The 24,493-nt window shown below is 64.4% G+C and carries 21 protein-coding genes and 1 pseudogene; 12 read left to right on the top strand and 10 right to left on the bottom strand.

Annotation, left to right across the window (positions count from 1 at the left end; all coding sequences use genetic code 11):
- Window positions 1-87: 87 nt before the first annotated feature.
- The 9 genes from ToN1_RS01980 to ToN1_RS01940 all read right to left on the bottom strand — a co-directional run bounded on the left by ToN1_RS01980 (window position 88) and on the right by ToN1_RS01940 (window position 9,763).
- The gene (locus ToN1_RS01980; protein WP_169208185.1) at window positions 88-1,023 is read right to left on the bottom strand and encodes a LysR family transcriptional regulator; all 936 of its coding nucleotides are present in this window, start codon (window positions 1,021-1,023) and stop codon (window positions 88-90) included.
- Between the two features lie 212 nt (window positions 1,024-1,235).
- Complete coding sequence (locus ToN1_RS01975) at window positions 1,236-2,594, bottom strand: class-II fumarase/aspartase family protein (protein ID WP_169208184.1); 1,359 nt, start codon at window positions 2,592-2,594, stop codon at window positions 1,236-1,238.
- Window positions 2,595-2,649: 55 nt separating this feature from the next.
- Entirely contained in the window at window positions 2,650-3,471 is an 822-nt protein-coding gene (locus tag ToN1_RS01970) for an HpcH/HpaI aldolase/citrate lyase family protein (RefSeq protein ID WP_169208183.1), read from the bottom strand.
- A gap of 18 nt (window positions 3,472-3,489) precedes the next feature.
- Window positions 3,490-4,671 carry a CaiB/BaiF CoA transferase family protein gene (locus ToN1_RS01965; RefSeq protein WP_169208182.1) on the bottom strand — a complete coding sequence of 394 codons (1,182 nt, stop codon included), beginning with the start codon at window positions 4,669-4,671 and terminating at the stop codon, window positions 3,490-3,492.
- A gap of 10 nt (window positions 4,672-4,681) precedes the next feature.
- Window positions 4,682-5,527 carry an HTD2 family dehydratase gene (locus ToN1_RS01960; RefSeq protein ID WP_169208181.1) on the bottom strand — a complete coding sequence of 282 codons (846 nt, stop codon included), beginning with the start codon at window positions 5,525-5,527 and terminating at the stop codon, window positions 4,682-4,684.
- 73 nt (window positions 5,528-5,600) lie between these two features.
- Window positions 5,601-6,884: a TRAP transporter large permease gene (locus tag ToN1_RS01955; protein ID WP_169208180.1), complete on the bottom strand. Its 1,284-nt coding sequence runs from the start codon at window positions 6,882-6,884 to the stop codon at window positions 5,601-5,603.
- Window positions 6,881-7,561, bottom strand: coding sequence for a TRAP transporter small permease (locus tag ToN1_RS01950; RefSeq protein ID WP_169208179.1), 681 nt, complete (start codon window positions 7,559-7,561; stop codon window positions 6,881-6,883). The genes ToN1_RS01955 and ToN1_RS01950 overlap by 4 nt, the downstream gene beginning before the upstream one ends.
- 70 nt (window positions 7,562-7,631) lie before the next feature.
- Window positions 7,632-8,633: a DctP family TRAP transporter solute-binding subunit gene (locus ToN1_RS01945; protein ID WP_169208178.1), complete on the bottom strand. Its 1,002-nt coding sequence runs from the start codon at window positions 8,631-8,633 to the stop codon at window positions 7,632-7,634.
- A gap of 50 nt (window positions 8,634-8,683) precedes the next feature.
- On the bottom strand, window positions 8,684-9,763 hold the full coding sequence (locus ToN1_RS01940) for a 4-oxalomesaconate tautomerase (protein WP_169208177.1): 1,080 nt from the start codon (window positions 9,761-9,763) through the stop codon (window positions 8,684-8,686).
- Window positions 9,764-9,910: 147 nt separating this feature from the next.
- Here ToN1_RS01940 and ToN1_RS01935 point away from each other — a divergent pair, with 147 nt between their 5' ends.
- Window positions 9,911-10,798: a LysR family transcriptional regulator gene (locus ToN1_RS01935; protein WP_169208176.1), complete on the top strand. Its 888-nt coding sequence runs from the start codon at window positions 9,911-9,913 to the stop codon at window positions 10,796-10,798.
- Window positions 10,799-11,055: 257 nt separating this feature from the next.
- Here ToN1_RS01935 and ToN1_RS01930 read toward each other — a convergent pair.
- Window positions 11,056-11,289 (bottom strand): annotated as a pseudogene (locus ToN1_RS01930) (HU family DNA-binding protein); the annotation flags it as partial.
- Window positions 11,290-11,492: 203 nt separating this feature from the next.
- Between ToN1_RS01930 and ToN1_RS01925 the strand changes: the two are divergent.
- From ToN1_RS01925 to ToN1_RS01875, 11 genes are all read left to right on the top strand, one after another.
- A complete protein-coding gene (locus ToN1_RS01925; RefSeq protein WP_244860940.1) occupies window positions 11,493-12,452 on the top strand; it encodes a helix-turn-helix domain-containing protein in 960 nt (319 codons plus the stop codon).
- Between the two features lie 340 nt (window positions 12,453-12,792).
- A complete protein-coding gene (locus tag ToN1_RS01920) occupies window positions 12,793-14,103 on the top strand; it encodes a flavin monoamine oxidase family protein (protein ID WP_244860939.1) in 1,311 nt (436 codons plus the stop codon).
- 12 nt (window positions 14,104-14,115) lie between these two features.
- Window positions 14,116-14,484, top strand: coding sequence for a c-type cytochrome (locus tag ToN1_RS01915; protein WP_169208173.1), 369 nt, complete (start codon window positions 14,116-14,118; stop codon window positions 14,482-14,484).
- A gap of 66 nt (window positions 14,485-14,550) precedes the next feature.
- Window positions 14,551-15,000, top strand: a complete 450-nt coding sequence (locus tag ToN1_RS01910; protein ID WP_169208172.1) for a nuclear transport factor 2 family protein — start codon at window positions 14,551-14,553, stop codon at window positions 14,998-15,000.
- Window positions 15,001-15,072: 72 nt separating this feature from the next.
- The gene (locus tag ToN1_RS01905) at window positions 15,073-16,449 is read left to right on the top strand and encodes a DUF1329 domain-containing protein (protein WP_169208171.1); all 1,377 of its coding nucleotides are present in this window, start codon (window positions 15,073-15,075) and stop codon (window positions 16,447-16,449) included.
- Window positions 16,450-16,536: 87 nt separating this feature from the next.
- A complete protein-coding gene (locus tag ToN1_RS01900) occupies window positions 16,537-18,288 on the top strand; it encodes a DUF1302 domain-containing protein (protein ID WP_169208170.1) in 1,752 nt (583 codons plus the stop codon).
- Between the two features lie 72 nt (window positions 18,289-18,360).
- Window positions 18,361-20,757 (top strand): efflux RND transporter permease subunit, encoded by a 2,397-nt coding sequence (locus ToN1_RS01895; RefSeq protein WP_169208169.1) that lies wholly within the window; start codon window positions 18,361-18,363, stop codon window positions 20,755-20,757.
- 13 nt (window positions 20,758-20,770) lie between these two features.
- On the top strand, window positions 20,771-21,748 hold the full coding sequence (locus tag ToN1_RS01890; RefSeq protein ID WP_169208168.1) for a WD40/YVTN/BNR-like repeat-containing protein: 978 nt from the start codon (window positions 20,771-20,773) through the stop codon (window positions 21,746-21,748).
- Between the two features lie 133 nt (window positions 21,749-21,881).
- On the top strand, window positions 21,882-23,306 hold the full coding sequence (locus ToN1_RS01885) for an aldehyde dehydrogenase family protein (RefSeq protein ID WP_210147981.1): 1,425 nt from the start codon (window positions 21,882-21,884) through the stop codon (window positions 23,304-23,306).
- Window positions 23,307-23,800: 494 nt separating this feature from the next.
- Window positions 23,801-24,091, top strand: a complete 291-nt coding sequence (locus tag ToN1_RS01880; protein WP_169208500.1) for a type II toxin-antitoxin system RelE/ParE family toxin — start codon at window positions 23,801-23,803, stop codon at window positions 24,089-24,091.
- Between the two features lie 9 nt (window positions 24,092-24,100).
- Window positions 24,101-24,403, top strand: a complete 303-nt coding sequence (locus ToN1_RS01875; protein WP_169208499.1) for an addiction module antidote protein — start codon at window positions 24,101-24,103, stop codon at window positions 24,401-24,403.
- Window positions 24,404-24,493 lie beyond the last annotated feature (90 nt).

The raw sequence follows: 24,493 nt of genomic DNA, 5'->3' as shown, positions 1-24,493 counted from the left end.
GTCCTGAACTCCATTCGGGGCGAATTGTTCTTCGCCTCCACTATCGCGTCGGACGCACCCCGTGCCCTAAGCTGCTCCGATATCGCCTCATCTCGAATCGAGATGGCTGGTCGTGACGCCGCGCCAGCGCCCCTCGTCAATGAGCTGTTTCACGACGCGGGTCACCATACCGCGCGTCGCCAGTGCGGCCGGCGACAGCTCGTCGTCGGAGAGACTGCACAGGAGATTCCGGCGGGACGTCCCTTCGTCCGTGATCTCGCTCCAACCCAGGCGCGACATCGCATCGGGCTGGCGCGCGAGCGCTGCCCAGGGCTGCAGCGTGGCCGCCATGCCGCGCGCCACCATGTCCATCAGCACATAGAGCGAATCGACTTCGGCGATGACTGCGGGACGCACGCCGAGCGCCGTGAACGCGGCGTCGATGACCCGCCGCAGACCGTGGCGCGGAGTCGGCAGCACAAGCGGGACGTCGACGATGTCTGCGAGGCGCGTCGGCAGGGCCGAGGGGCGTGTGTTGGCACCGCAGATGAAGAACAGACGCTCTTCCAGCAGGGGCTGCACACTGCACCGGCTCGCAGGCCCGGTGTCGAAGAGGACAGCGAGATCGAGCTCGCGGCCGTTCAACATCTGGCCAAGGTGACCGGACATGCCTTCGACCAGGTGAATGCGGATGTCCGGATAGTGCTCGCGCATCGCCTCGATCAGAGGGAGGCCGAGCACCCCGGACGTCGACGGCGCGAGTCCCACGCTGACGACCCCCGACAGGCGCGATTGCTGCGCGGCCGTCGCCGCCTCCATGGCATGGCGCAGGGCGAGCTGCGCATGGGCGAGGAAGGCGATGCCGGCATCGGTCGGCATCACCCCGGTCGCGGTACGCTGCAACAACCGTGTCGCGAGTTCGCCTTCAAGGCGCTGAATCTGCAGGCTCACCGCGGATTGAGCGATCCCGAGATCGAGCGCAGCCTGGCTGATGCTGCCGAGCTCGATCGTGCGCACCAGATAGCGCAGCTGTCTGAGTTCCATGCTGTAGCCCTCCTTTGGCGATCTCTCTCCGCGATGCGAGTCAGCGCCGCGCTAGTTCGTGCTCAGCACTGCCACGGTTGCGAGTTCGTCGGATTCCTCACATCCGTCCGGCGCACGCTTGACGACCGGGGCCGACTCGCGGGCGGGAGACTCCCTCCCGCGGAACGGCTGTGACCTGCTTTCCGGCAATGACCTTGTCTGCGTTGTGTCGCTCATCGCACCGCTCCCGCCGCCCGCTGCAGCACCTTGTCGACCATCACGCCGGCCTGCCCAAGGTAGTTCGCCGGATCGCACAGGAGCGCGAGCGCGGCACGGTCGAGGTGGATGTTGATCTCGGGATGCTCGGCCAGGATGTCGAGCAGCGGCCGGTTCGTGCGGATCGCCTCGCGGCACAGGTCATAAACCAGGTCGTGCGCGTACTCGCGGCCGATGTAGGGGCCGAGCCCCATCATGACCGCTTCGGACATGACGAGACCGTTGGTGATGTCGATGTTCGCGCGCATCTTTGCCGCGTCCACCTCGAGCCCCTCGAGCACGAAGCGCGTCTGCTTGAGCGCGCCGGCGAGGAGGCAGAAGGCCTCGGGCAAGGCGATCCACTCGATCTCCCACGGGCCGGTGGAGCGCTCGTGGTCGGCGATCATCGCATCCATCAGCGCGGCGGCGTGCTGGCGCACGACCGACACGGCGGCGTGGATGTAGCAGCTCGAGATCGGGTTGCGCTTCTGCGGCATCGTGCTGCTCGAACCGCGGCCCGGGTGGAAGGGTTCGAACACCTCGGCCACCTCGTGCTGCATCATCAGCTTGACGTCCATCGCGATTTTGCCGAGCGAACCGCCGACCAGGCCCAGGAAGGCGCCGACTTCGGCGATCGTGTCGCGCACCGTGTGCCATGCGATGTCCGGTTGGGCGAGACCGAGCTCCTCCATCAGGCCGGCCTGGGTCTCCATCGCGCCCCGCTCGATCGACGCGAGGGTGCCGCAGGCGCCGCCGAATTCGCCCATCAGCACGCGCGGTCGGAGCTGCGCGAGGCGCTCGCGGTGGCGCTCGATGCCGGCCAGGATCGCGGCGGTCTTGAAGCCGAAGGTGACGGGAATGGCCTGCTGCAGGTTGCTGCGGCCGATCACCGGCGTGTCGCGATGGCGGCGCGAGATGTCCACGAGGGCCGCAGAGATGCCCTGCAGGTCGGCGTCAACAAGCTCCAGGGCCTCGCGGATCTGCAGCACGGTCGCCGTATCGGTGATGTCCTGCGTCGTCGCGCCCCAGTGGCAGTACTCGCCCAGTTTGTCGCGGCACAACGCGTTGAGCTGCGAGACGACGCCGAGCACCGGATAGCCGATGCGCTCGGTCGCCGCACGCAGCTTGTCCATGTCGATCTTGTCGATGTCGCAGTTCTTGACGATCTCGTCGGCGGCTTCCTGGGGAATGATGCCAAGCCGCCCCTGCACGACGGCGAGTGCGCGCTCGATCTCGACGTATTTGGCGGTACGGTTGCGGTCGGACCAGACCTGACGCATCGCGTCGGTGCTGAAGATGTTGCCGAAAATGCTTGAATCGATGATGGTCGCGCCCATGGGGACGTCCTCCTGAATGCTTGAAATGTGGAAATGCTGGATTGGGGGCGTCCGGCTAGCCGTGGCTGGAACGGCTGCGAGCAACGATCGCCTGGGCCTTGAGCACCACCGGACGGTCGATCATCCGGCCGTCGAGCTGCACGGCACCCTCGGAGGTTTGCGCCGCCACGAGCACGCGCTCGGCCCACGCCAACTCCTCGGCGGACGGGCGGCACACTTCGTGGATGACAGCGACCTGCCTGGGGTGAATGCACAGCTTCGCGCCGAAACCGAAAGCGCGCGCGGAGGCAAAGTCCGCGCGGATACGGGCCTCGTCGTCGATTGCGGGCGTCACGCCTGCGACCGGGGAGGCAAGCTCGGCGCAGCGCGAAGCGATCGCGATGCGTGCCGAGGCGTAGGCGAGGCCGGCCTCGTCGCCCGAAAGATCGAGGTCGACCGCATAGTCCAGCGTGCCGAACGCGAGCCGCAGCACGCCCTCGGTCGCCGCGATATCGTCCACGTTGCGCACGCCGCGCGCCGTCTCGATCAGCGGCAACACCGCGACCGTCGGCGACACGGCGTCGACGACCTGACGAACCTGCTCGCGCCATTCGGTCTTCGGCAGCATGACCTGACGGATTCCGATGGCTTCGAGCAGCGCGAGGTCGTCCGCGAAGCATGGGGACTGCGCATCGTTGATGCGCACGACGATGCGTGACGCATCGTCCGCGTGGCCGGGGAACCAGTCCGCGATCGCATCCCGTGCGAGGGATTTCTCGGCGGCGGCAACGGCATCCTCCAGATCCAGGACGATTGCCCCGGCTCCGGCAGCCAGCGCCTTGTCGAAACGCTCGGGCCGGTTCCCCGGCACGAAGAGATAGGTGATCGGCATCCGCATGGCCTGAACTCCCGCCGCTCAGATCACGCCGTCACGGCGCAGGGCCGCGATGCGTTCGGCTTCGTAGCCGAGTCCCGCGAGGATCGCCGCGCTGTGCTCGCCGAGCGCGGGAACGGGGTCCATGCGCGGCTCGCCTTCCTCCCAGGAGCCCGGCGGCAGCAAGGCCGGGACGGCGCCGGCGGCGGTGCCAACCTCACGCCAGCGACCGCGCGCCTTGAGCTGCGGGTGGTCCCACACGGCGTGCATGTCATTCACGTGGGCGTTGGCGATCTGGGCCTCTTCCAGGCGCGCGATGACCTGCTCGGCGGTCAGTGCGCTAAAAGCGTCGAGGATGATCGCGCGCAACTCATCACGTGCGGCGCTGCGCCGCGAGTTGGTGGAGAAGCGTTCCTCGCGTGCGAGCCCGGGCTGCAACAGCACCTTCTCGCAGAAAGCGCCCCATTCCCGTTCGTTCTGCAGACCGAGCATGACGACCTTGCCATCGCCGGCCGGAAACGGTCCGTAGGGATAGATCGTTGCGTGCGAGGCACCGGTGCGGCGCGGCGGCGAAGCGCCGTCGAAGGCGTAGTAAAGCGGATAGTTCATCCACTCGACGAGGCTCTCCAGCATGGAGATATCCAGGTGCTGACCGCGGCCGGTCTTTTGCCGCTGCAGCAGAGCCGCGAGGATGTTGCTGTAGGCGTACATGCCGGCCGAGATGTCGGCGATCGACGGCCCCGCCTTCGACGGCTCGGCTTCCGTGCCGGTCACCGAGAGGAAACCCGACTCGCTCTGGATCAGCAGGTCGTAGGCCTTCTTGTCGCGATAGGGGCCGTCGCTGCCGTAACCCGAGATGTCGCACACGATGATCTCCGGCTTCAATGCGGAAAGTTCGCGGTACGACAGGCCCAGACGGGCGGCGGCACCCGGCGCGAGGTTCTGCACGACGATGTCGGCCTCCTCGACGATCAGGCGCTTGAGGATCGCCTGCGCCTCCGGATGTTTGACGTCCAGCGTCAGGCTCTCTTTCGAGCGGTTGGTCCACACGAAATGCGACGCCAGGCCGCGCACGCGCTCGTCGTAGCCGCGCGCAAAATCGCCGACACCCGGGCGCTCGACCTTGATCACGCGCGCGCCGAGATCGGCGAGCTGACGTGTCGCGAATGGCGCGGCGATCGCGTGTTCGAGCGTGATGACGGTAATGCCTTCCAGGGGTCTCATTGCTCGTTCCTCACTTGATCACCGCGGTGGCTTCCATCGTCAGCCAGCCTTCGTGGTCCTTCGCCCACAGGCGAATCGTCTTGCCGTCCGCCTGCGGCTCGCCGCAGACGAAGAAATGGTTGATGTCGAACACCGGGCGGATCGCGCGAAACTCGTAACGCACGACTTCCGCGTCGGGCAGCTGGTGGCGCAGTAGGTCCAGCAGCAGCGTCGCGATCATCGGGCCGTGGACGATCAGGCCGGGGTAGCCCTCGGTTTCCGTCACGTACTTGCGGTCGTAGTGGATGCGGTGGCCGTTGAAGGTCAGCGCCGAGTAACGGAACAGCAGCACGTCGTCCGGCACCCACTTCTTCTCCCACATCGAGCTCGCGGGGGCCGCCTTCGGCGGCGGCGCGACGTCGTCGGGTTTCGGTGCTTCGCGGTAGACGATGTCGTGGAACTCCGTGAGAGCGACGTCCGATTCCCCCTCGCGGCGGATCTCGTGGCGCACCTTCACGAACACCAATGGGCCCGTGCGTCCGGTCTTCTCGGTGACGTCGTGGATCGTGGACGTGCGCGTCATCGCATCGCCGATGCGCAGCGGCTTGTGGAACTCGAACTGGCTGCCCGCCCACATGCGACGCGGCAGCGGCACCGGCGGCAGGAAGCCGCCGCGCTTGGCGTGGCCGTCGGGGCCGATTTCCGACTGCTTGTGCAGCGGCAGGAAGTACAGCCAGTGCCACAGCGCAGGCAGGGCGGTGCCGGCTTGTGGGCGAAGGGCATCGCGGTCGAAGGTCGCAGACAGCGCGGCATACGGGGTCGCCGTCGCGATGTCGGAGACTTCCTCCGCGCGGCCGATCCATTCTTTGAGGTTCATGTTGGGTTCTCCGTGGGGTATGACGAGGATGACTCGCTCCCCCGACGGCCCCGCTGGGGCCGCCGGGCACGCATCACATCATTCCGAGGGTCTTGGGCAGCCACAGCGTGAGCGGCGGCCAGTAGGTGACGATCGCGAGGAACACCAGCATCGTCAGCAGCCAGGGGCCGACGGCCTTGCTCATGTCCGTCAGGCCGAGCTTGCTGATGCCGCTCGCGACGTAGAGGTTCAGGCCGACCGGGGGCGTGATCATCCCGATCTCCATGTTCACCGTGATCATGATTCCGAAATGCACCGGATCGATGCCGAGGCTCATCGCGATGGGGAACAGGATCGGCGCGAAGATCAGGATGATCGACGCCGGTTCCATGAAGTTGCCCGCGATCAGCAGGATGATGTTCGCCATCAGCAGGAAGCCGATCACCCCCAGGCCACTCGCGACGATCCATTCGGACATTGCCTGCGGGATCTGCTCGTTGGTGAGCAGGAACGAGAACATCACGGCGTTGGTGATGATGTAGAGCAGCATCGCCGACAGGTTCGCCGACGAGATCAACACCTGCTTGAGATCGGACAGGCGCAGATCCTTATAGACGAAGGTGGCGATAACGAACGCATAGACCGCACTCATCGCCGCTGCCTCGGTCGCGGTGAAGATGCCGGTGTAGATCCCGCCCATGACGACGATGATCAGCAGCAAACCCCAGATCGACTCGCGGAACGCCTTGGCGCGCTGCGCCCAGGTCGCACGGGCGGCGCGCGGATAGTTGTTCTTGCGCGCGATCCACCAGGTCGTGAACATCAACATCGCGGCAAGCACCAGGCCCGGAATGACCCCCGCCATGAACAGTGCGCCGATCGAGCTGTTGGTCGACACCGCGTACATCACCATCGCGATCGACGGCGGAATCAGGATGCCCAAGCCGCCGGCGGAGGCAACCACACCCGCACCGAACTTGTTCGGGTAGCCCGCCTTGACCATCGCCGGCAGCAGGATCGAACCGATTGCCACGACCGTCGCCGGGCTCGAACCCGACACGGCGGCGAACAGCGAACACGCGACCACAGCACTCAAACCGAGACCGCCAGGCATGTGCCCAACCATCGAGGTCGCAAACGCGATCATCCGTTTCGCTACGCCGCCATGCGTCAGGAAGTTGCCCGCCAGGATGAAGAACGGCACCGCCATGATTTCGAACTTCTCGATGCCGGTGAAGAGCTTGAGGGCGACACTCTCGATCGGCACCTGGGTCATGAAGAACAGGAAACTCAGGACCGTCAGGCCGAGCGAGATGGAGATCGGCATGCCGCTGATCATCAGGACCAGCAGCAGCACGAATATGACAGCGGCGCTCATCGCACACCCCCGGTCTTGTCATGGATTTTCTTGCCGAGGTCGCGCGGATACACGTCGCTCGGGTCGGGCATGTCGAGCCCGACGTCGACCTCCTCGTCCATGCCTTCGACATGGCCGTGGTCGTGATGCGGCAGTTCGCCGGTGCGCATGAAGGACCCGCATACCTGCAGGAAGCGGAAACACATCAGGGCGCTGCCGAGCGGGATCGCGGAATAGACAACCCAGGTCGGCCACTCGAGGTCGACCGTCGTCGGCCCCTCCAGCGCTTCGCCCGTATCGAGGCCCAGTGCGCTGAAGATCGCGTAGTGGGCACCGTTCTCCCACACGAAATGGCCGCCCAGCGTTGCGATGATGCCGGTGAAGAACGCACCGGCGAGCAGGCCGAAGATGACGAACTTGGCGCGCGTGCGATCGGGCAGACGGTTGATCAGCACATCGACGCCGACGTGGATGCCGGTACGCACGCCGTAGGCGGCGCCGAACTTGGCCATCCACACGAACATGATGATCGTGAGCTCCTGCGCCCAGCTCATGTTGATCGAGATGAGCCAGTCCTGCACGACGGGAATCGGGAGTCCAGCGCCGTAGCGATGGATCACTGCAGCGAAGGTAATGACCGTCGCGCCGCCAATCAGGAGCGTGACGAGCCATTCCTCCAGAGCATCGAGGAATTTCATGGGGATCTCCTTGCGGAGTTGGGGGGAGCGGCAGACGGACGATCGCGCCCGGCCTGCCGTGGGGGAATGCTTAGTTCTGTGCGACCGTAGCGGTTTCCTTGCGGATCGCGTCGATCAACTCACGCCCGACGCGGGGGGCCATCTCTTCCTGAACGGGCATCATGGCCTTCATCCAGGCGTCCTTCTCCTGCGGGGACAGCGCATGGACTTCCGTCTTGCCGGAGGCCTTGATCGCGGCCAGAGACTTCGCATCGTCCTCGACGGCGACCTTGCGATTGAACTCGGTCGCGTCCTTGATTGCAGCCTCGAGTTCCGTGCGGATATCCTCGGGCAGCTTGTCCCAGAAGGGCTTGTTGGCGACGACCACGTAGCCGCTATAGGTGTGATTGGTCAGCGTCAGGTACTTCTGCACCTCGTACTGCTTCTGCGTGTAAAGATTGGAGAGGTTGCCGTCGGCCCCGTCGACCACTCCGGTCTGGAGCGCCTGGTAGACCTCGGAGAACGCCATCGTCTGCGGCAGTGCGCCAATCGAGCGCATGATCGACTGATTCACCTTCGATGAGTTGATCCGGATCTTCTGCCCCTTGGCCTGGTCGGGCGTGCTGATTGGCTTGTTCGAACTGAGGACGCGGAAGCCTGCATCCCAGTACGAAAGCCCGACGAAGCCGCGCGGCTCGAGTTTCTTCAGCAGTGACGCCCCGATCGGCCCCTGGGTGATACGGTGCAGTGCGGCGTCATTCGGGAATATGTACGGGAGATCGAAGACCTCGAACTCCTTCACGCCCGCAGGCCCGAACTTGCCCGCAACCGGCGCCAACATATGCACGGACCCCATCTGCAGCGCTTCGAGCTCCTCCTTGTCCTTGTACAAGGTGCTGTTCGCGTAGATCTCGACCTTCACGCGGCCCTTCGTGCGTTCCTCGGCCACCTTCTTGAAGTGCTCGGCTGCGCGCCCCTTGGGCGTGTCGGCGGCTGCGACGTGTGCGAACTTGATGACGATCGGGCTCTGCGCGAACGCCCCGCCGGAAAAGGCGATACCGACTGCAGCGGTCAATGCAATGATGGTTCTCATGTTTGGTCTCCTTGGTGTGAGCGTGAAACTTTTGTGGTTACGGTGATGAATCAGGTCGCCGTCCGCACGTACACCTCGCCACTGAGCAGTGGTCGGGCAGACGTCACGATCGAGGCGGAGTCGATGACCGGCACGTCGTGGATGGCATGCGGTGCGATGTGCAGGTCACAGGCCATCTGGCCGCTTGGGTGCTCGATGACGATGCGGTATGGGGTGTTCTCGTCGATCTCCGCGAGTTCCTCGGCGACGGTGTCCGGCGTGTGACATGCAGCGGCCAGTGCCAATGCGCCCGTGGCCGCGTGCACCGGATGGCAGCTCGAGGGCACGAAATAGCGCGACGCAATGCTTCCACCGTTGCGCGGCGCCGCGATCATCGCGATCTTCGGTACCCCGCGATCGGGTGAAACCTCCAGCCTCATGAGGGCCGCGGCGGCAACGCGAAGCGACTCCAGGCGCTGAAGAAAGTCGGTGTCGCTGTCGAGTTCTTCCTTCGACTCGTGCCCTGTCTTGCCGAGAGAGACCGCCTTCACGAAAACGATGGGAATCGCGAAATCCATGCAGGTAACGGGAAGCCCATCGATGACATCCTGGGCATTTCCGGTCGGGAGCAGGCGCCCGGTCCGCGTCCCCGCCGGATCGAGAAAATTGAGGGTCACGGGTGCGCTGGTGCCCGGCACGCCGTCGAGATGAAAGCTCCCCTCGTAGGTCACTTTTCCACCGGGCGTCTGCACGATCGCCTCGACTTGCTTGCCGCTATTGATATTCAGGATGCGAACGCGCGTGACCGGGCTGGACGCCTTGACCAGACCGCGTTCGAGTGCAAACGGCCCCACCGCCGCGAGCATGTTGCCGCTGTTGGGCAGCACATCCACCAGATCCCGGGCGACCGAGACTTGTGCGAAGAGATACTCCACATCGACATCGGGCCGGCGCGACGGCGCCACGATCACGACCTTGCTGCTCAGATCGTTTCCGCCGCCCATGCCATCGATCTGCCGAAGATCAGGGGACCCCATCGCTGCGAGCAGAAGGCGATCGCGGGCGGTCGTGTCGTCGGGCAGGCTCTCCGCGAGGAAGAACAACCCCTTCGACGATCCGCCTCGCATCAGCACACACGGAATGTGATCCACTTGCCTGTCTCCTTATTGCACGTTCTGCTGTTTTGTGAGGCAATGTTAGTCACGCTGGAGTGATTACTGAAATGCAACGGATGTCGGTTTTATTGCGATTTGAGCATAGCCGAATCCTGCCGCCCTGCTTGAGTGCGAGGACACAAGATGAAGATCGATTTCGACGGCATCCAGGCGTTCGTGGTGATTGCCGAACTGGGCGGATTCAGCAAGGCCGCGGAGCACCTCCATGTCACGCAGACGGCGCTGACACGCCGCGTGCAGAAACTCGAGAGCTACCTCGGATTGCGGCTCCTCGACCGCACGACGCGCTACGTCGAGCTCACGGCCGTCGGGCGCGAGTTTCTTCCCCAAGCCAAGGCCATCGTGGGGGAGATGACGCTTGCTGTCGGCCGACTGAAGGACATGTCGAAAAATGCCCGCGGGAGCTTCACCCTCGCCTGCGTGCCCACCATGGCCTCACACGTCCTGCCGGCGGCGATCCGGCGCTACCGGGAATCCCATCCGGGCAACAGGGTGCGTTTGATCGACACGACCGCTTTCGAAGTCCGCGACGCTGTGCTCCACGGTCAAGCCGAACTCGGAATCGGAATCCCGACAGAGCGCCATCCGGAGCTTCTCGAAACGCCGCTCCTGGAAGACCCGCTGATGTTCTTTTGCCGCGAGGAACATCCCCTCAGTCATCGAGAAGCGGTTACCTGGTCAGATATGCGCGAAACCGAGCTGGTGGTCGTCAGTAGCATGACTGCCACACGGGTTTTCATGGACTACCAACTGGCGAAGCGCGGAATCAGCCTCAGCGGGGCCTACGAAGTTCAACACCACGCCACGGCCATCAGTCTCGTCGCCGCGGGTGTCGGGACGGCCATTCTTCCTGCATCGACGCTCGAGGAGGGGGCCCGGCCGGGCGTCTGCCGGATTCCATTGGTCAGCCCGGTTGTGAAAAGAAGAATCACTCTGCTTCGTCGCAAGAACAGCACCCTATCGCCTGCGGCGAACGCATTCTTTGAGTTACTCAAGAGCGGCACCCCGTGAGGGGCTGAATCAATGGGATGGACGCCTCCTTCGTTTCGAGTGGTTGATCAGCGCTTCCACTCTGGCACATCGATGCCTACTCGGGTGGGGGCGTCCATCCCATTGATTCAAAACCGTTGAAGGGGGCGCGGGTTGAAACCGCCGCCTTCCTTGTGAAACTCAACGGCGGGACGCAGTGCGCGGGCGGTCTTTGGATCAAGGGTCAAAGGGGTTCTCTGTTGCGGTTCGCGGCTACTGGTCCTCACTTCGCTGGCGACTTACATGAACTCCTCGATCTCACGCAAAGGACTCCGCATTGCACCACTCGGTGCGGTCGCCGTACCGGTGGCCCCCGACGACCGATTGCGTGGGGCAACCGCAAGTTTGAGCTTGTTACTGGGGTGAAACACCACCACGCGGCGCGCGCTGATGAGCGCGGTTTCGCCCGTTTTCGGATTTCGTCCGGGACGTGCGCGCTTTTCACGTAATTGAAAGCTTCCAAAGCCCGACAGTATGGAAGTTCAGGTCCTGAAGAGTAAATTTCGGTGTCCCTTGACACGGAGAATGCGAATCCTGCACGGCATCTACCTGTGTGCTACTTTGCTGGCGTCTCCTATCATGGAACTGCCAGATCCTTACCCCCTTGCCCATGGCTATCAACAATCCGACATCCATTTCGCCAATGGCTGATCCGCGAGGTCAGGAGATGGCAGCCATGACTCGCGTCGACGATGTGTCTGAACTTGGCAACGAGTTGGCCGCGTGGGACGCCGTTTACGAGCAACTTTCGCCAGGTGTCTTCAACGGGAGCATCCGCGAGATCTGGATTGACGAGCGCCTCGAGATTCTTTGGGAAGTCGGGAGTCAGGCGATATGGACCGCGGGGAGTAACGTCGAGGGAATGGTGTCACTCGGCGTTCCGGTCGCTTCGGGGGCGGCGGGGATCTATTGCGGAGTCCCGCTTGACGACGGCGCGGTCTCATTCTTGCCGGCCGGCAAGGAGTTCGAGATTTATTGTCGGGGCAGGATGGACATTGTGTCGGCGACAATTGGCGAAACACTCCTCGCTGAGTTTGCTGCAGGGGAATCCCTTCAATTGGCTGACCGGATTTTCCGACAGCCCTTGGTGCGACAGCATCCACTTCAGGCGGCAAAGCTCCGCAGGGGGCTCGCGGAGATAGTCCGGGCCGTCCACCTCCATCCGGAGTTGCTGAAAATCGATGCGAGCCGGAAAGCGATGCGCGACTGCGTGCTCACACTGGCTCTCGAAGCGTTCGACGTCAATGCGAAGCGAACGTCGTGGAACCTGCACCCGAGCGCAAAGGCCTGGATCGTCCGCACTATTCGCGAACACGCGCTGGCCCACCCCGAAGATCAGCTCAATATCGGAGACCTATGCCGCTTCTACCGAATCTCCCGCCGCTCCCTGCAATATGCGTTCGAAGAGCTCACGGGGATGGGGGCGGTGCAATTCCTTCGTAACGTTCGCCTGAATGCAGTACGTCGCGAGATCCGGCGACTTGCGTCGAATCCTGTAGAGTCGATTGCCGGGATCGCTGCCCGATGGGGTTTCTGGCATCTGCCGCGATTCGCAGAGTACTACCGGGGCCTGTTCGGGGAACTGCCTTCGGAAACGCGGAAGCAGGGCTCCCAATTGAATACGCCGGAAAGCTGAGAGTCCGCCGGGTCGATCGACACTGCACCGCAGCACGAATTTCGTGCTGAAAGCGGATACCGCCCCGTCGGTCTTCTTCACTAGTCTCACCTCCACGACTCGAACCTGAGGTTCGAGCGAAACAAACAACGCAGGCCGTTGCCAACCAAGCAACCGGCCTCGACGGAGGAGACTAGGAACCATGCAAAAACCATCTTCGGATGGCTCGTCGGCTAATGCCCCGCACGAGCTGTCGGATTCGGCAAGAGCATCCCGGCGCAATTTCCTGCGGCTGGCAGGGGCCGCGGCAGCGGGTTCAGCCCTGTCTATCGACGTAAACGCGGCGGCGAGGTCAGGCGCCATGAAAAAGCCTGACGTCGTGGTCGTGGGCGGCGGCTTTGCCGGCGTCACGGCTGCACGCGAGCTGGCGCATGCGGGGGCGCGCGTGCTGTTGCTCGAAGCGCGCAATCGACTCGGAGGCCGGACCTTCTATACGCAGTTCGGTGACAAGAAGGTCGAGCTGGGAGGTACCTGGGTTCACTGGTCCCAGCCCCACGTGTGGGCTGAGATCATGCGTTACGGCCTGGACCTCGAGGAAACCATCGGCGCGTCGGCGCCCGAGCGCGTGATGTGGTTGTCGGAGGGGAAGGTGCAGGAAGTGCCCATCGAGGACAGCATGAAATTGCTGATCGATGCGAGCAATCGCTTCCACGAGGGCTCCGAGAAGGTCTTCCCGCGGCCCTATCTGCCCTTCCTGCCGGACGATGGTGCGATGCTCGATGAACTGTCCATTGCGGATCGCATCCGGCAGCTGAACCTTCCGCCTGTCCAGCGCGATCTGCTCGCCGGCCTGATGGCGACCAATTGCCACAACCGCACCGGTGACGGCGCGTTCACCGAGATGTTGCGCTGGTGGACGCTGGCCGACCGTGACGTGTTGCGCCTCTTCGATGCCTGCGCGCATTACAAGCTGAAGGGCGGCACTTCCTCGCTGATCGATCGCATGGTCGGCGACGGCGGCTTCGAGGTGCGCCTGTCGACGGCCGTATCGTCGATCAAACAGTCGGCCGCCGGCGTCGTCATCACCACGGAGGCCGACGAGCGGATCGAGGCGCGGTACGTCGTCATGGCGATTCCCGTCAACACCACGGGCGCGATCGAATTCCAGCCTGCGCTGTTGCCGGGCAAGCAGGCGATGGCGCGCGAGCACCACGCCGGCGCCGGTCACAAGGTGTACATGAAGGTCAAGGGCGAACTCGGCTCCGTCATGATGTATGCGCCCGAATCCGAACCCTTGAACCTGATCTTCACGGACCATCCGGGCGCTGACGGTGGAACGCTGATCGGATTCGGCGTGCCCGATTTCGAAGGCTTCGACGTGCACAACCCGAAGTCGGTCGAGCCCTTCATCCGCAAATTCCTGCCGCATGTGAGCGTGACCGAGGTGCTCGCCTACGACTGGCATCTCGATCCGTACTCGCTCGGCACCTGGTGCACCTACCGGCCCAGACAGTTCAGCCGTTATGTGCGGGATCTGCGCTCGCCCGAAGGACGCTTGTTCTTCGCTGGGGCAGACATCGCCGCGGGCTGGCGCGGCTTCATCGATGGCGCAATCGAATCCGGTCTGCAGGTCGCGCAGGCGGTGTCCGGCGCGCTGCGCCAGAAAGCATAAGGGGACGGTGCGATGAAGCTTGTGATTGCCCTCGGGGCAGGGCTTGCCCTGTCCGCTGCCGCCGCCCTTTCGGCCAGCGCAGCACAAACCGCGTCCGGTCCGCTGGCCCAGTGCGTGGCCTGCCATCCGATTGAGAAGGGTGCCCCGCACACGGTCGGTCCCAACCTCAACGGCGTATTCGGCCAAGCGGTGGCGCACGCGCCGGGCTTCGTGTTCTCGAAGTCCCTGCGGGCGCGTGGCGGGAACTGGACCGAGGAAGAACTGCACCGTTGGCTTGAGGCACCGCAGACCTACGCCCCCGGTACCAAGATGGCCTTTTCCGGGCTGAAGGACGCCGTGGCGCGGCAGGAAGTCATCGACGCGCTGAAGGGACTGCGCTGATACGCGTAGTCCGCTGCTTTGCCGAATGAAACGGATATTCCGATCCGACTCAAGGAGAGACGACAGATGATGAAACGAGTTGTGCTTGCTGCCATGGCTTCGATGGCGGTCCCGCTTGCCGCCCACGCAGCCGGCGAGGAATTCGCGAGGGCCCTGGATCAGCGTTATCGCGCGGTCGAGGCGGCCATCGAGGCCCGCGACGGTGCGCGCTGGTACGAGGAAATGTATACGGCGGACACCGTTGTGACAGGCGAGGGGACAAAGGAGGTCCTCCGCGGTCGAGCGGCGCTCCTGCCTGTGGTGATGGACATCGCCAAGAGCACACGGAGCTGCGCGATCAAGCCTGACGGCGCGCGCCAGGCCTCCGCCGGCCTTGGTTATTCCTTCGCGACCTACCGTTGCAGCCCCGCCGACACGAGCGCGGCCGACTACGAGGTTCGCGCGCTGTTCGTATGGAAGAAGACCCGTGCCGGCTGGCGGGTCGTGGCCGAGAGCTACACGATGGGCAGCATGTAGGACGCCGAGGCGGCGTACGACGCCGCCCGGATGCAAAACGACAACAACGCACGACGATGCGAGGAGACAAGGATGAAAGCATTACGCACAACGGGCCTGCTGACGCTGGCCCTGGCCGCCGGCGCCGCATTGGCGGCCGCGCCTCAGGACGCCGACAGGCTCGGTAAGGATCTCACCCCGCTGGGTGGCGAGAAGGCCGCCAACAAGGACAACTCGATTCCTGGATGGCAGGACGGAGGCGCGCTCAGCCCCGGGTGGGCCTATGGAAAGCCGCGCGGCAACTTCTTCAAGTACAAGGATGACAAGCCGCTCTACACGATCGATGGCTCGAATGCCGACAAGTACGCGGACAAGCTGGGTGAAGGCCAGCGTGCCCTGCTCAAGACGCTGAAGAACTACCGCATGGACGTGTACCCGACGCATCGCCACTGCTCGGCGCCGGACTTCGTGCAGGACAGCACCCGGAAGAACATCACCGCAGCCAAGCTGGGAAGCGATGGCTGGAGCCTCGCCGAAGCGGTCGTGCCTGGCGTCCCGTTCCCGGTGCCGACGAGCGGAATCGAGGTGCTGTGGAACGCCAAGATGAAATACGCGGGCGTCGGCATCACCTTGCCCGCGCAGTGGACGATGCTCTCGCCGCGGGCGAGCGGCGGCGACTGGATCGAGGCGAAGTCGACGCAGACCTACTACTACCCGTGGGGACGCAAGGGCGCCAAGAAGCTCAGCGAACTGCCTCCAGTCGAGTACAACACCTATTTCGCCTACGCGTCGCCCACCGCGCTCGCCGGTCAGGCGCTGCTCGTCACCTCCTACACCGACAAGACGGGTGACACCTTCTACTACTTTCCAGGCCAGCGCCGTGTGCGCCGCATGCCGAGTTATTCGTACGACGCACCGCAGATCGGCTTCGAGAATCAATACACGATGGACGAGCCGCGCGTGTTCAACGGTCCGGCCGACCGGTTCGACTGGAAGCTGATCGGGAAGAAGGAGATGTATGTCGCGTACAACGCGTTCGGCATGTACGACCCGGCGGCTGACCGCCACAAGGTCGTGACCCCGGAGGGCGTCGATGCGAAGGCGGCGCGCTACGAGCTGCATCGCGTGTGGGTCGTCGAGGCGACGGCAAAAAGCGGCGTGCGCCACGTGGCGCCGAAGCGCCGGTTCTACTTCGACGAGGATTCGTGGGCGCTGATGGGAGCCGAGGATTACGACGCGCAGGGCAAGCTCTGGAAGGTGCGCGAAAGCTTCCTGATCCCCGTCGCCGAGACCGGCACCTGCGACAACCCGGCCTTCGTGCAGTACGACCTCGCGTCCGGCCGAGTGCTGTACGACCAGGGTTCGCTGGGCGCCGGGCAGGACATGGCGTGGGCGACCGAGCCGAACGATCCCAAGTACCGGGACGATTTCTACACGCCCGACAACCTGCGGGCGATCAGCGACCGCTGATCCTCCAGCCTCTCCCGAAATCCGATCTCTCTTCGCCGCGACCGGGGCTGTCCCCGGCCGCCGGAGACCCTTTCGAGGTAAGAAACGATGAGCATCCATCTGAAACGGACGGTGCTGTGTCTCGCTTTCGCGGGCATTTTCGCCCCCGCGGCGCAAGCGTTCCAGTTCGAGGCGGGTTCGATCACCGGTTCGTTCGACACCACCCTCACGCTCGGCTTCGGCCAGCGTGTCGAAGGCCAGCGTTGCGATCATCACGGCGATCAATCCACAAGCTGCGGCGCCGGTGCGAACACCGTGCAATGGGGGAACGCCGACGACGGCAATCTCAACTACGACAAGGGCGATCTCTTCACGACGCACCTGAAGGGCTCGCATGAACTGCTGCTGAGCTTCCCCGACGAATGGAAGTTCATGGGCCGCGTCGGCTGGCTGTACGACTTCGTCGCGGATGAGACCGCGCGCACCTCGCTCGACGGCGAGGCGAAGCGCGCCGTCGGCCGCTATGCGCGGCTCTACGACCTGTGGGTGAGCAAGGAGCTCGATTTCGGCGGCCAGCGCGCCCGCGTGCGGCTCGGCAACCAGGTTGTGAGCTGGGGCGAGAGCTTGTTCATGGTCGGCGGCATCAATTCCAACGTCGCGATGGACCTGCAGCGCCTGTCGTCGCCCGGCGTGCAGCTGAAGGAGGCCTTCCTGCCGTCGCCGATGCTGAGCGTGGCGACAGGGCTCGGCCGCGGCGTGAACCTCGAGGCCTACTACCAATTTCAGTGGAAGCAGTACGAGTTTCCGCCTGCGGGAACCTACTTCTCGATGGGCGACACCTTCGACAAAGGGCGCGATAAGCTGCTGTATTTCACGCCCGACGCGGCGAGCCGTATCCGCACGCCGGGCGATCCGCTGTTCGGGCAGTCGCTGTCGAGCGCGAAGGCCTCGATGCTGGCGGCAGGCGAAGCCTTTCCGGTCGGCCGCGACGACGATCCGCGCGACAGCGGGCAGTACGGCGTCTCGCTGAAGGTCCGCCCCGCAGGCTGGGACGTGGACCTGGGCTTCTACTATCAGCGCTTCCACGACAAGACGCCGAACTTCCAGTACTGGAACGCGCAGAACAACACGAAGGTGTATTTTCTGGAAGACCGCGAGCTGTACGGCATCAGCGCGAACACGTCGATCGGCAACTGGGCGGTCGGCGCGGAACTCTCCTACCGGCCCAAGGATGCGGTCGCCACGAGCGTGTGCCTCGATCCGGCGACAGGCGGACTCGCGGGCGTCGACGAGTGCAACGGCTCGATCGACAGGGAGCGCTACCAGCTCCACCTCACCGGCATCCTCAGCCTGACGCCCAGCGACCACGGCTGGTTCCTCGACCTCGTAGGCGCGCAGACCGGTACCTTCCTCGGCGAGGCCGTCGCGATCGCCTACCCGGGCGTGAGCTCGAACAAGGTGTTCACGCGCACTCGCAACGGCGTGAGCTACCAGCAGCTTCCCGCGGCGGGCGCGTGGACCTATCTCGACGCCAACGGCGCCTTCAAGGGGGTGGGCGACGAGCTGTCCTGGGGCTACATGTTCGATTTCAGCCTGACCTACGACAGCACGCTGATTCCCGGCTGGCAGGTGATCCCGGGCGTGTTCCTGTCGCACGCGGTCCAGGGCAACACGCCGAACTTCATGGCGAACTGGATGGAGGGCGCGAAGTCGGCCAACTTCTACGTGCTCTTCAACCGCAATCCGGCCACGTGGCAGGCGGGCATCAACTACACGAAGTTCTGGGGCGGCGACATGCCCGTCAGCGCTCCGTTCCGCGACCGCGACTTCATCGGCGGATTCGTTTCGCGCAACTTCTGACGAGGCCACGCAGCGGCTGCCCGAAGCGCCGCTGCGTCATCCGCGGCACCCAACCCCACAGAGCACCTACACATGCTGAATCCACTCAGCGTCGACGAGGTCGACAGCTTTCTCACCCGCAGCCTGCGACGGCTGGAGGCATTCTGCTTCGGCCAGCGGCGCACCGTCCTGATCCTGCTCGCGCTATTTACCGGGCTCATGGGGTGGTTCGCGCTGCAGCTGCGCATGGACGCCGGCTTCGAGAAGCAGATGCCGGTCGGTCACGAATACATCCAGACCTTCAACCAGTACCGCGACGACGTGCTCGGCGCGAACCGGCTGAACATCGTCGTCAAGGCGCGCAAGGGCACGATCTGGACGCAGGACGCGCTCACGCGTCTTTATGAAGTGACGCAGGCGGTGAGCTTCCTGCCGAATATCGACCGGCTGGGTGTGCAGTCCCTGTGGACGCCGAACTCCTTCGTCAACGAGATCACCGAGGAAGGCTTTCGCGCCGATCCGCTGATCGCGGGCACGATCATGCCGAAGGATCTGACGCCCGACGTCCTCGCGGCGATCCAGCGCGCGGCGAGCCAGGGCGGCTTCGTCGGGACACTGGTGGCCCGCGACCAGACTAGCGCGATGATCGTCGCCGAGCTGCTGGAGCACGACCGCGACGGCAATCGCGTCGACTACGTCGCGTACAACCGCATCCTCGAAGAGCAGCTGCGCAGCAAGTTCGAGGACGGCGAGTTCGAGATCCAGATCATCGGCTTTGCCAAGCAGATCGGCGACATCGCCGACGGAGCATCGGCGGTGCTCGAGTTCTGCGCTATCGCGCTGCTGCTGACGGCGCTTGCAGTGTACTGGTATTGCCAGTCCGTGCGCTTCACGCTGCTGCCCATCGTGTGCTCGCTCACCTCGCTGGTATGGCAGTTCGGCACCTTGAAGCTGCTCGGCTACGGACTCGATCCGCTCGCCGTGCTGGTGCCTTTCCTGGTGTTCGCGATCGGCGTTTCGCACGGCGTGCAGCAGATCAACTTCATCGTGCGCGAACTCTCCCACGGCCGCAGCACCGACGAGGCTGCGCGCGCGAGCTTCACCGGGCTGCTGATCCCCGGCACGCTCGCCCTCGTGACCGCCTTCGTGTCCTTCGTGACCCTGGTCCTGATCCCCATTCCGATGGTGCGCGAGCTGGCGATCACCGCATCTCTGGGGGTCGGCTACAAGATCGTCACCAACCTCGTGATGCTGCCGCTGGCCGCGTCGCTGTGCCATTTCACGAAGGACTACGCCGACCGCGCGATGCTCAAGCGCGAGCGGCGCGCGACCTGGCTGCGGACGCTCGCGCGCGTCGCCGAGCCGCGCAACGCCGCGATCGTCATCGCCGTCACGGCGGCCGTCTTCGTCACGGCGGTATGGCAGAGCAGCGACCGGGTCGTCGGCACCGTGCAACCCGGAGCCCCGGAGCTGCGGCCCGAGGCGCGCTTCAATCGCGACGCGGTGGCGATTTCCGGCAGCTACGACACGGGCCTCGACTGGCTCACCGTGATCTTCGAGGCGCCGCCGGAGTCGTGCGAGAACGTGAAGGTCGGCCTCTACCAGGATCGCTTCGTCGCCGCGATGCAGTATGTGCCGGGAGTGCTGTCCGCGCTGTCCTTCTCTGGGCAGCTGCGCACCTACAACGAGGGCTACAACGAGGGCAATCCGAAGATGTCGGTGGTGCCGATCGATGCCGGCAACTACGCCTCCCTCGCGACTGAGATCGGCCGCGTGCGCGGCTTCATGAACAAGGATTGCAGCATGACGGCAGTCCATCTGTTCCTGACCGACCACAAGGCCACGACGATCGATCGCGTGATCCGGGAAGTGAAAACCTTCCGCGAACGTGACCGGGAAGACGGGATCGGTATCCGGCTCGCGTCGGGCAACGCCGGCGTGCAGGCGGCGGTGAACGAGGAGGTGCACAAGTCGGAACTCCCGATGATGCTCTACGTCTATGCGGCGATTGTGATCCTCGTCGCCCTCGTGTATCGGGATTTCCGTGCCGTGATCGCGTGCTGCCTGCCGCTCACGGTCGGCACCTTCATCGGCTACTGGTTCATGAAGGAGCTGGAGATCGGGCTAACGGTGGCGACGCTCCCGGTGATGGTGCTGGCGGTGGGGATAGGCGTGGATTACGCCTTCTACATCTACAACCGCCTGCAGTTGCACCTCGCCAACGGCCAGCACATCGTCAAGGCGCTGGAACACGCGATCCTCGAAGTCGGCACCGCGACCATCTTCACCGCGATCACGCTGGCGGTCGGCGTAGCGACCTGGATGTTCTCGGAACTCAAGTTCCAGGCCGACATGGGCAAGCTGCTGGCCTTCATGTTCATGATCAACATGGTGATGGCGATGACCGCGCTGCCCGCGCTGGCCGTCTGGCTCGAACGGCTCTTCCCGCGGCGGAGCGCCGTGCGCGCGCCGGGCATCCTGGCGCACTGAGCGGAGACATGCAATGAAGAACGGATTTCGAGTAATCCTCGGGGCGATCGTGCCGGTGATGATCGCGGCGTCGATGAATGCGTTCGCAGGAGCGGCGGACGCGGCGACGCTCACACCGCGCGCCGCCGAGCGCTCCGCGGCAGCGGGCAAGTCGATGATCCTCGCGGCCACACAGGCCGGAGAGCGTCTGGTCGCCGTGGGCGAACGCGGGGTCGTGTTGCTGTCGGACGACAAGGGGCTCACTTGGCGCCAGGCAGCGAAGGTGCCGGTAAATGCTGCGCTCACCGCCGTTTCCTTCGTCGATCAGAACACCGGCTGGGCGGTGGGGCACTGGGGGGCCATCCTCAACACTGTCGACGGGGGCGAGACCTGGACCTCGCAGCGCCTGGATACATCCGAGGACCGGCCCCTGTTCTCGGTGCGCTTCACCGACGCACAGCACGGCATCGCGGTCGGGCTCTGGTCGCTGATGTTGCGGACGGCCGACGGCGGCAGGACCTGGGATACCGTGAAACTTGCCCCTCCGCCGAACGACAGCCGAGCCGACCGCAACCTGATGCACGTTTTCGCGGATCGCAATGCAGCCCTCTTCGTGGTCGGCGAGCGCGGCACGGTACTCCGCTCCCTTGACCACGGCCAGACCTGGACCTACCTGCCGTCCGGCTATCGCGGCTCCTTCTGGAGCGGCACGGCTCTTGCCGACGGCACCCTGCTCGCGGCGGGGCTGCGCGGGAGCCTGTATCGCAGCGGCAATGGCGGCGAGAGCTGGCAGAAGGTGGAGACCGGCACGCAGAGTTCGATCACGTCGCTCGTCCCCCTCGCGGACCGGGTGCTGGCGGTCGGACTGGACGGCCTGATGCTGGAAAGCCGTGACGCCGGCAGAAGCTTCGCGGCAAGCCAGCGCCCCGACCGGCTCTCGCTCACTACTGCCGTGGGCACCGACCTGTCGCAGCTCGTCCTGTTCTCGCGCGCCGGCGTCGTGCCGCAGTAGGCGCGGGGGAATTCGCTCTGCCGAATTCGGCTAACGGGGCAGCGGTTCGCCCGATCAGCCTGCACTTTCAGCGTCACACGTCATGCCCATATGGCGGCGTTGTGACACTTACCTATGGACAAGAGGAGATCCGATGCAAGTTTTCGACATGATCATCAACGGCCAGCCCGTGAAGGCCGACAGCGCGTTCGACGTCATCAATCCGGCGACCGGCGAGGCCTTCGCGTGCGTGCAGGCCGGAAATGCCGGGCACGTGGACCAGGCGGTCGCAGCCGCACGTGCCGCGTTTCATGACTGGAGCCGCACGCCGGACGCGCGTCGCAAGGACTTGCTGCATGCCTTGGGCGCTGCGATCGAGGAGGACATGCCAACCCTGATGGAGTTGGTCACCAAGGAGAGTGGCAAGCCGCTCGGGGGCCTGAACGGCGTGGGCGCGGGCATGGAGGTCGGGGGTTCCATCGCCTGGACGCACGTCACCGCTGATCTGGATCTGCCGGTCGAAGTGATCCAGGACGATGACATCGCCCGTATCGAAGTCCATCGCAAGCCGCTGGGCGTGGTCGCGTCGATCACCCCGTGGAACTGGCCGCTGATGATCGCCATCTGGCACGTGATCCCGGCGCTGCGCGCGGGCAACACGGTCGTCATGAAACCGTCTGGCCTGACACCCACTGCCACGCTGCGCTTCGCCGAGCTCGCCAACCGTATCCTGCCGCCGGGCGTGCTCAATATCGTCACCGGCGAGAGCGGGGTCGGCTCGGCGATCGCCAAGCATCCCGACATCAACAAGATCGTGTTCACCGGCTCCACGCCGACCGGCAAGACCATCATGCAGAACGCCGCGGGCAACCTGAAGCGGCTCACGCTGGAGCTCGGTGGCAACGACGCGGGAATCGTGCTGCCCGATGTCGATCCGAAGGCGGTTGCGCCCAAGCTCTTCGGCGTCGGTTTCCACAATAACGGTCAGACCTGCGCCTGCCTCAAGCGCCTGTACGTGCATGACTCCATCTACGACGAAGTCGTCGAGGAGCTCGCGCGTCTTGCACGCGATACGGTCGTCGGCGACGGTCTGGTCGAAGGCACGCAGCTCGGCCCGGTGCAGAACAAGGCCCAGCTCGACTTCGTGCACGAATTGGTCGAGGACGCACGCGCGAACGGTGCGCGGATCCTGTCGGGCGGCAAGGCGCGACCCGGGAAGGGCTATTTCTACGAGCCGACGGTGATCGCCGATGCGAAGGACGGCATGCGCGTCGTCGATGAAGAGCAGTTCGGGCCGGTGCTGCCGGTGATCCGCTACTCGGACGTCGATGCGGTGCTGACCCGCGCCAATGACAACGAAAACGGCCTCGGTGGCTCGGTGTGGTCGAACGACCGCAAGAAAGCCGCCGAGCTCGCGCTGCAACTGGAGTGCGGCACGGCGTGGATCAACGAACACGGCGCGGTTCAGCCCGACGCACCTTTCGGCGGCGTGAAGCAGTCGGGGCTGGGCGTCGAGTTCGGTCGTTACGGCCTGGAGGAATACACCTCGATCCAGACGCTGAAGATCATGAAAGCCTGAGGCTCGGAATCGTCCCACGGATGCTGCCGTTAAGCGACGGCGAGTCGCAACGTCTCCGTCACCGTCGAGGAGCATCCCTTCGCGCCTCCTTAGCGGGGCGCGTTTTTTCCCCGACTCCGTTTCGTAAGGAAACTGGTTCTTGCACAAGTGCCGAGTCGTTCGCGGAAGGGCCAAGACCACAGGCTCCTACCGCATCGACGGTCTGCGGTACGACCATATAGCGGTTAGGCGTAAATCGCCTGGGATCAGAGCATCATGCGCAATGTATTCCGTGGGAAAGGCAATCGCTGTGATACGCCTATTTTCAAGCACGTCCCCCTCAACGGCGCGGAAGAGGGCTGTCTGATTTCGGCCATTCGACCGCAACCGTAGCTGTAATAGCGGCAGGGTGTTGAAGTGCGCGACGCCTTCGCCGCCGTATCCCTGACGACGGGTGCCGAGGCAGCAGTCCGGGGTCGTTGCTCACACGTATCCCAAAAGATACAATCCGTCGCATGAAGACCACTCTTACCACCGAGTTCTTCGACGCTTGGTTTGCCTGTCTCCGGGACCCGCAGGCAGCGGCCCGCATCAAGATGCGGATCGGCCGGGCAGAGTTGGGCGACTTCGGCGACTGTGAATCGGTGGGAGAGGGGGTTTCAGAGATGCGGATCCATTATGGGCCGGGCTACCGCGTGTATTTCACCCAGCGCGGCATGGAAGTGGTGATCCTGCTGGCGGGCGGCGACAAGACCACCCAAGCCAAGGACATCAAGACCGCCTTGAAGTTGGCACGGGAACTGTAGGAGAAGGCGATGGCACTCAAGCTGCGAAAATGGAACACGGCGGAGCACCTCAAGACCGAGGAGGAAATGGCGCTCTACCTCGAGGCTTGCCTGCAAGAAGCCGGGGACGATGCGGCCTTCATCGCCAAGGCACTGGGCGATATTGCCCGCGCCAAAGGCATGACCCAACTGGCCAAGGACACCGGTCTGGGGCGGGAGAGCCTGTACAAGGCCCTTTCCGGCGAGGGCAATCCGAGCTTTGCCACCATCCTCAAGGTGACGCACGCGTTGGGCCTGCAACTGCACGCGGCACCACGCCACGCGCCGGTGTGAACGCCTGGCGCGCGAAAAGTGAATTTCGCGCGGCGGTCCGTGCAACGCCGCGTCAGGAAGGGCGTCCGATTGACCCTTTTCACGGGCCGG

Source organism: Aromatoleum petrolei (assembly GCF_017894385.1).
GTDB lineage: Bacteria > Pseudomonadota > Gammaproteobacteria > Burkholderiales > Rhodocyclaceae > Aromatoleum > Aromatoleum petrolei.
This window is presented reverse-complemented; position numbering and strand designations above follow the sequence as displayed.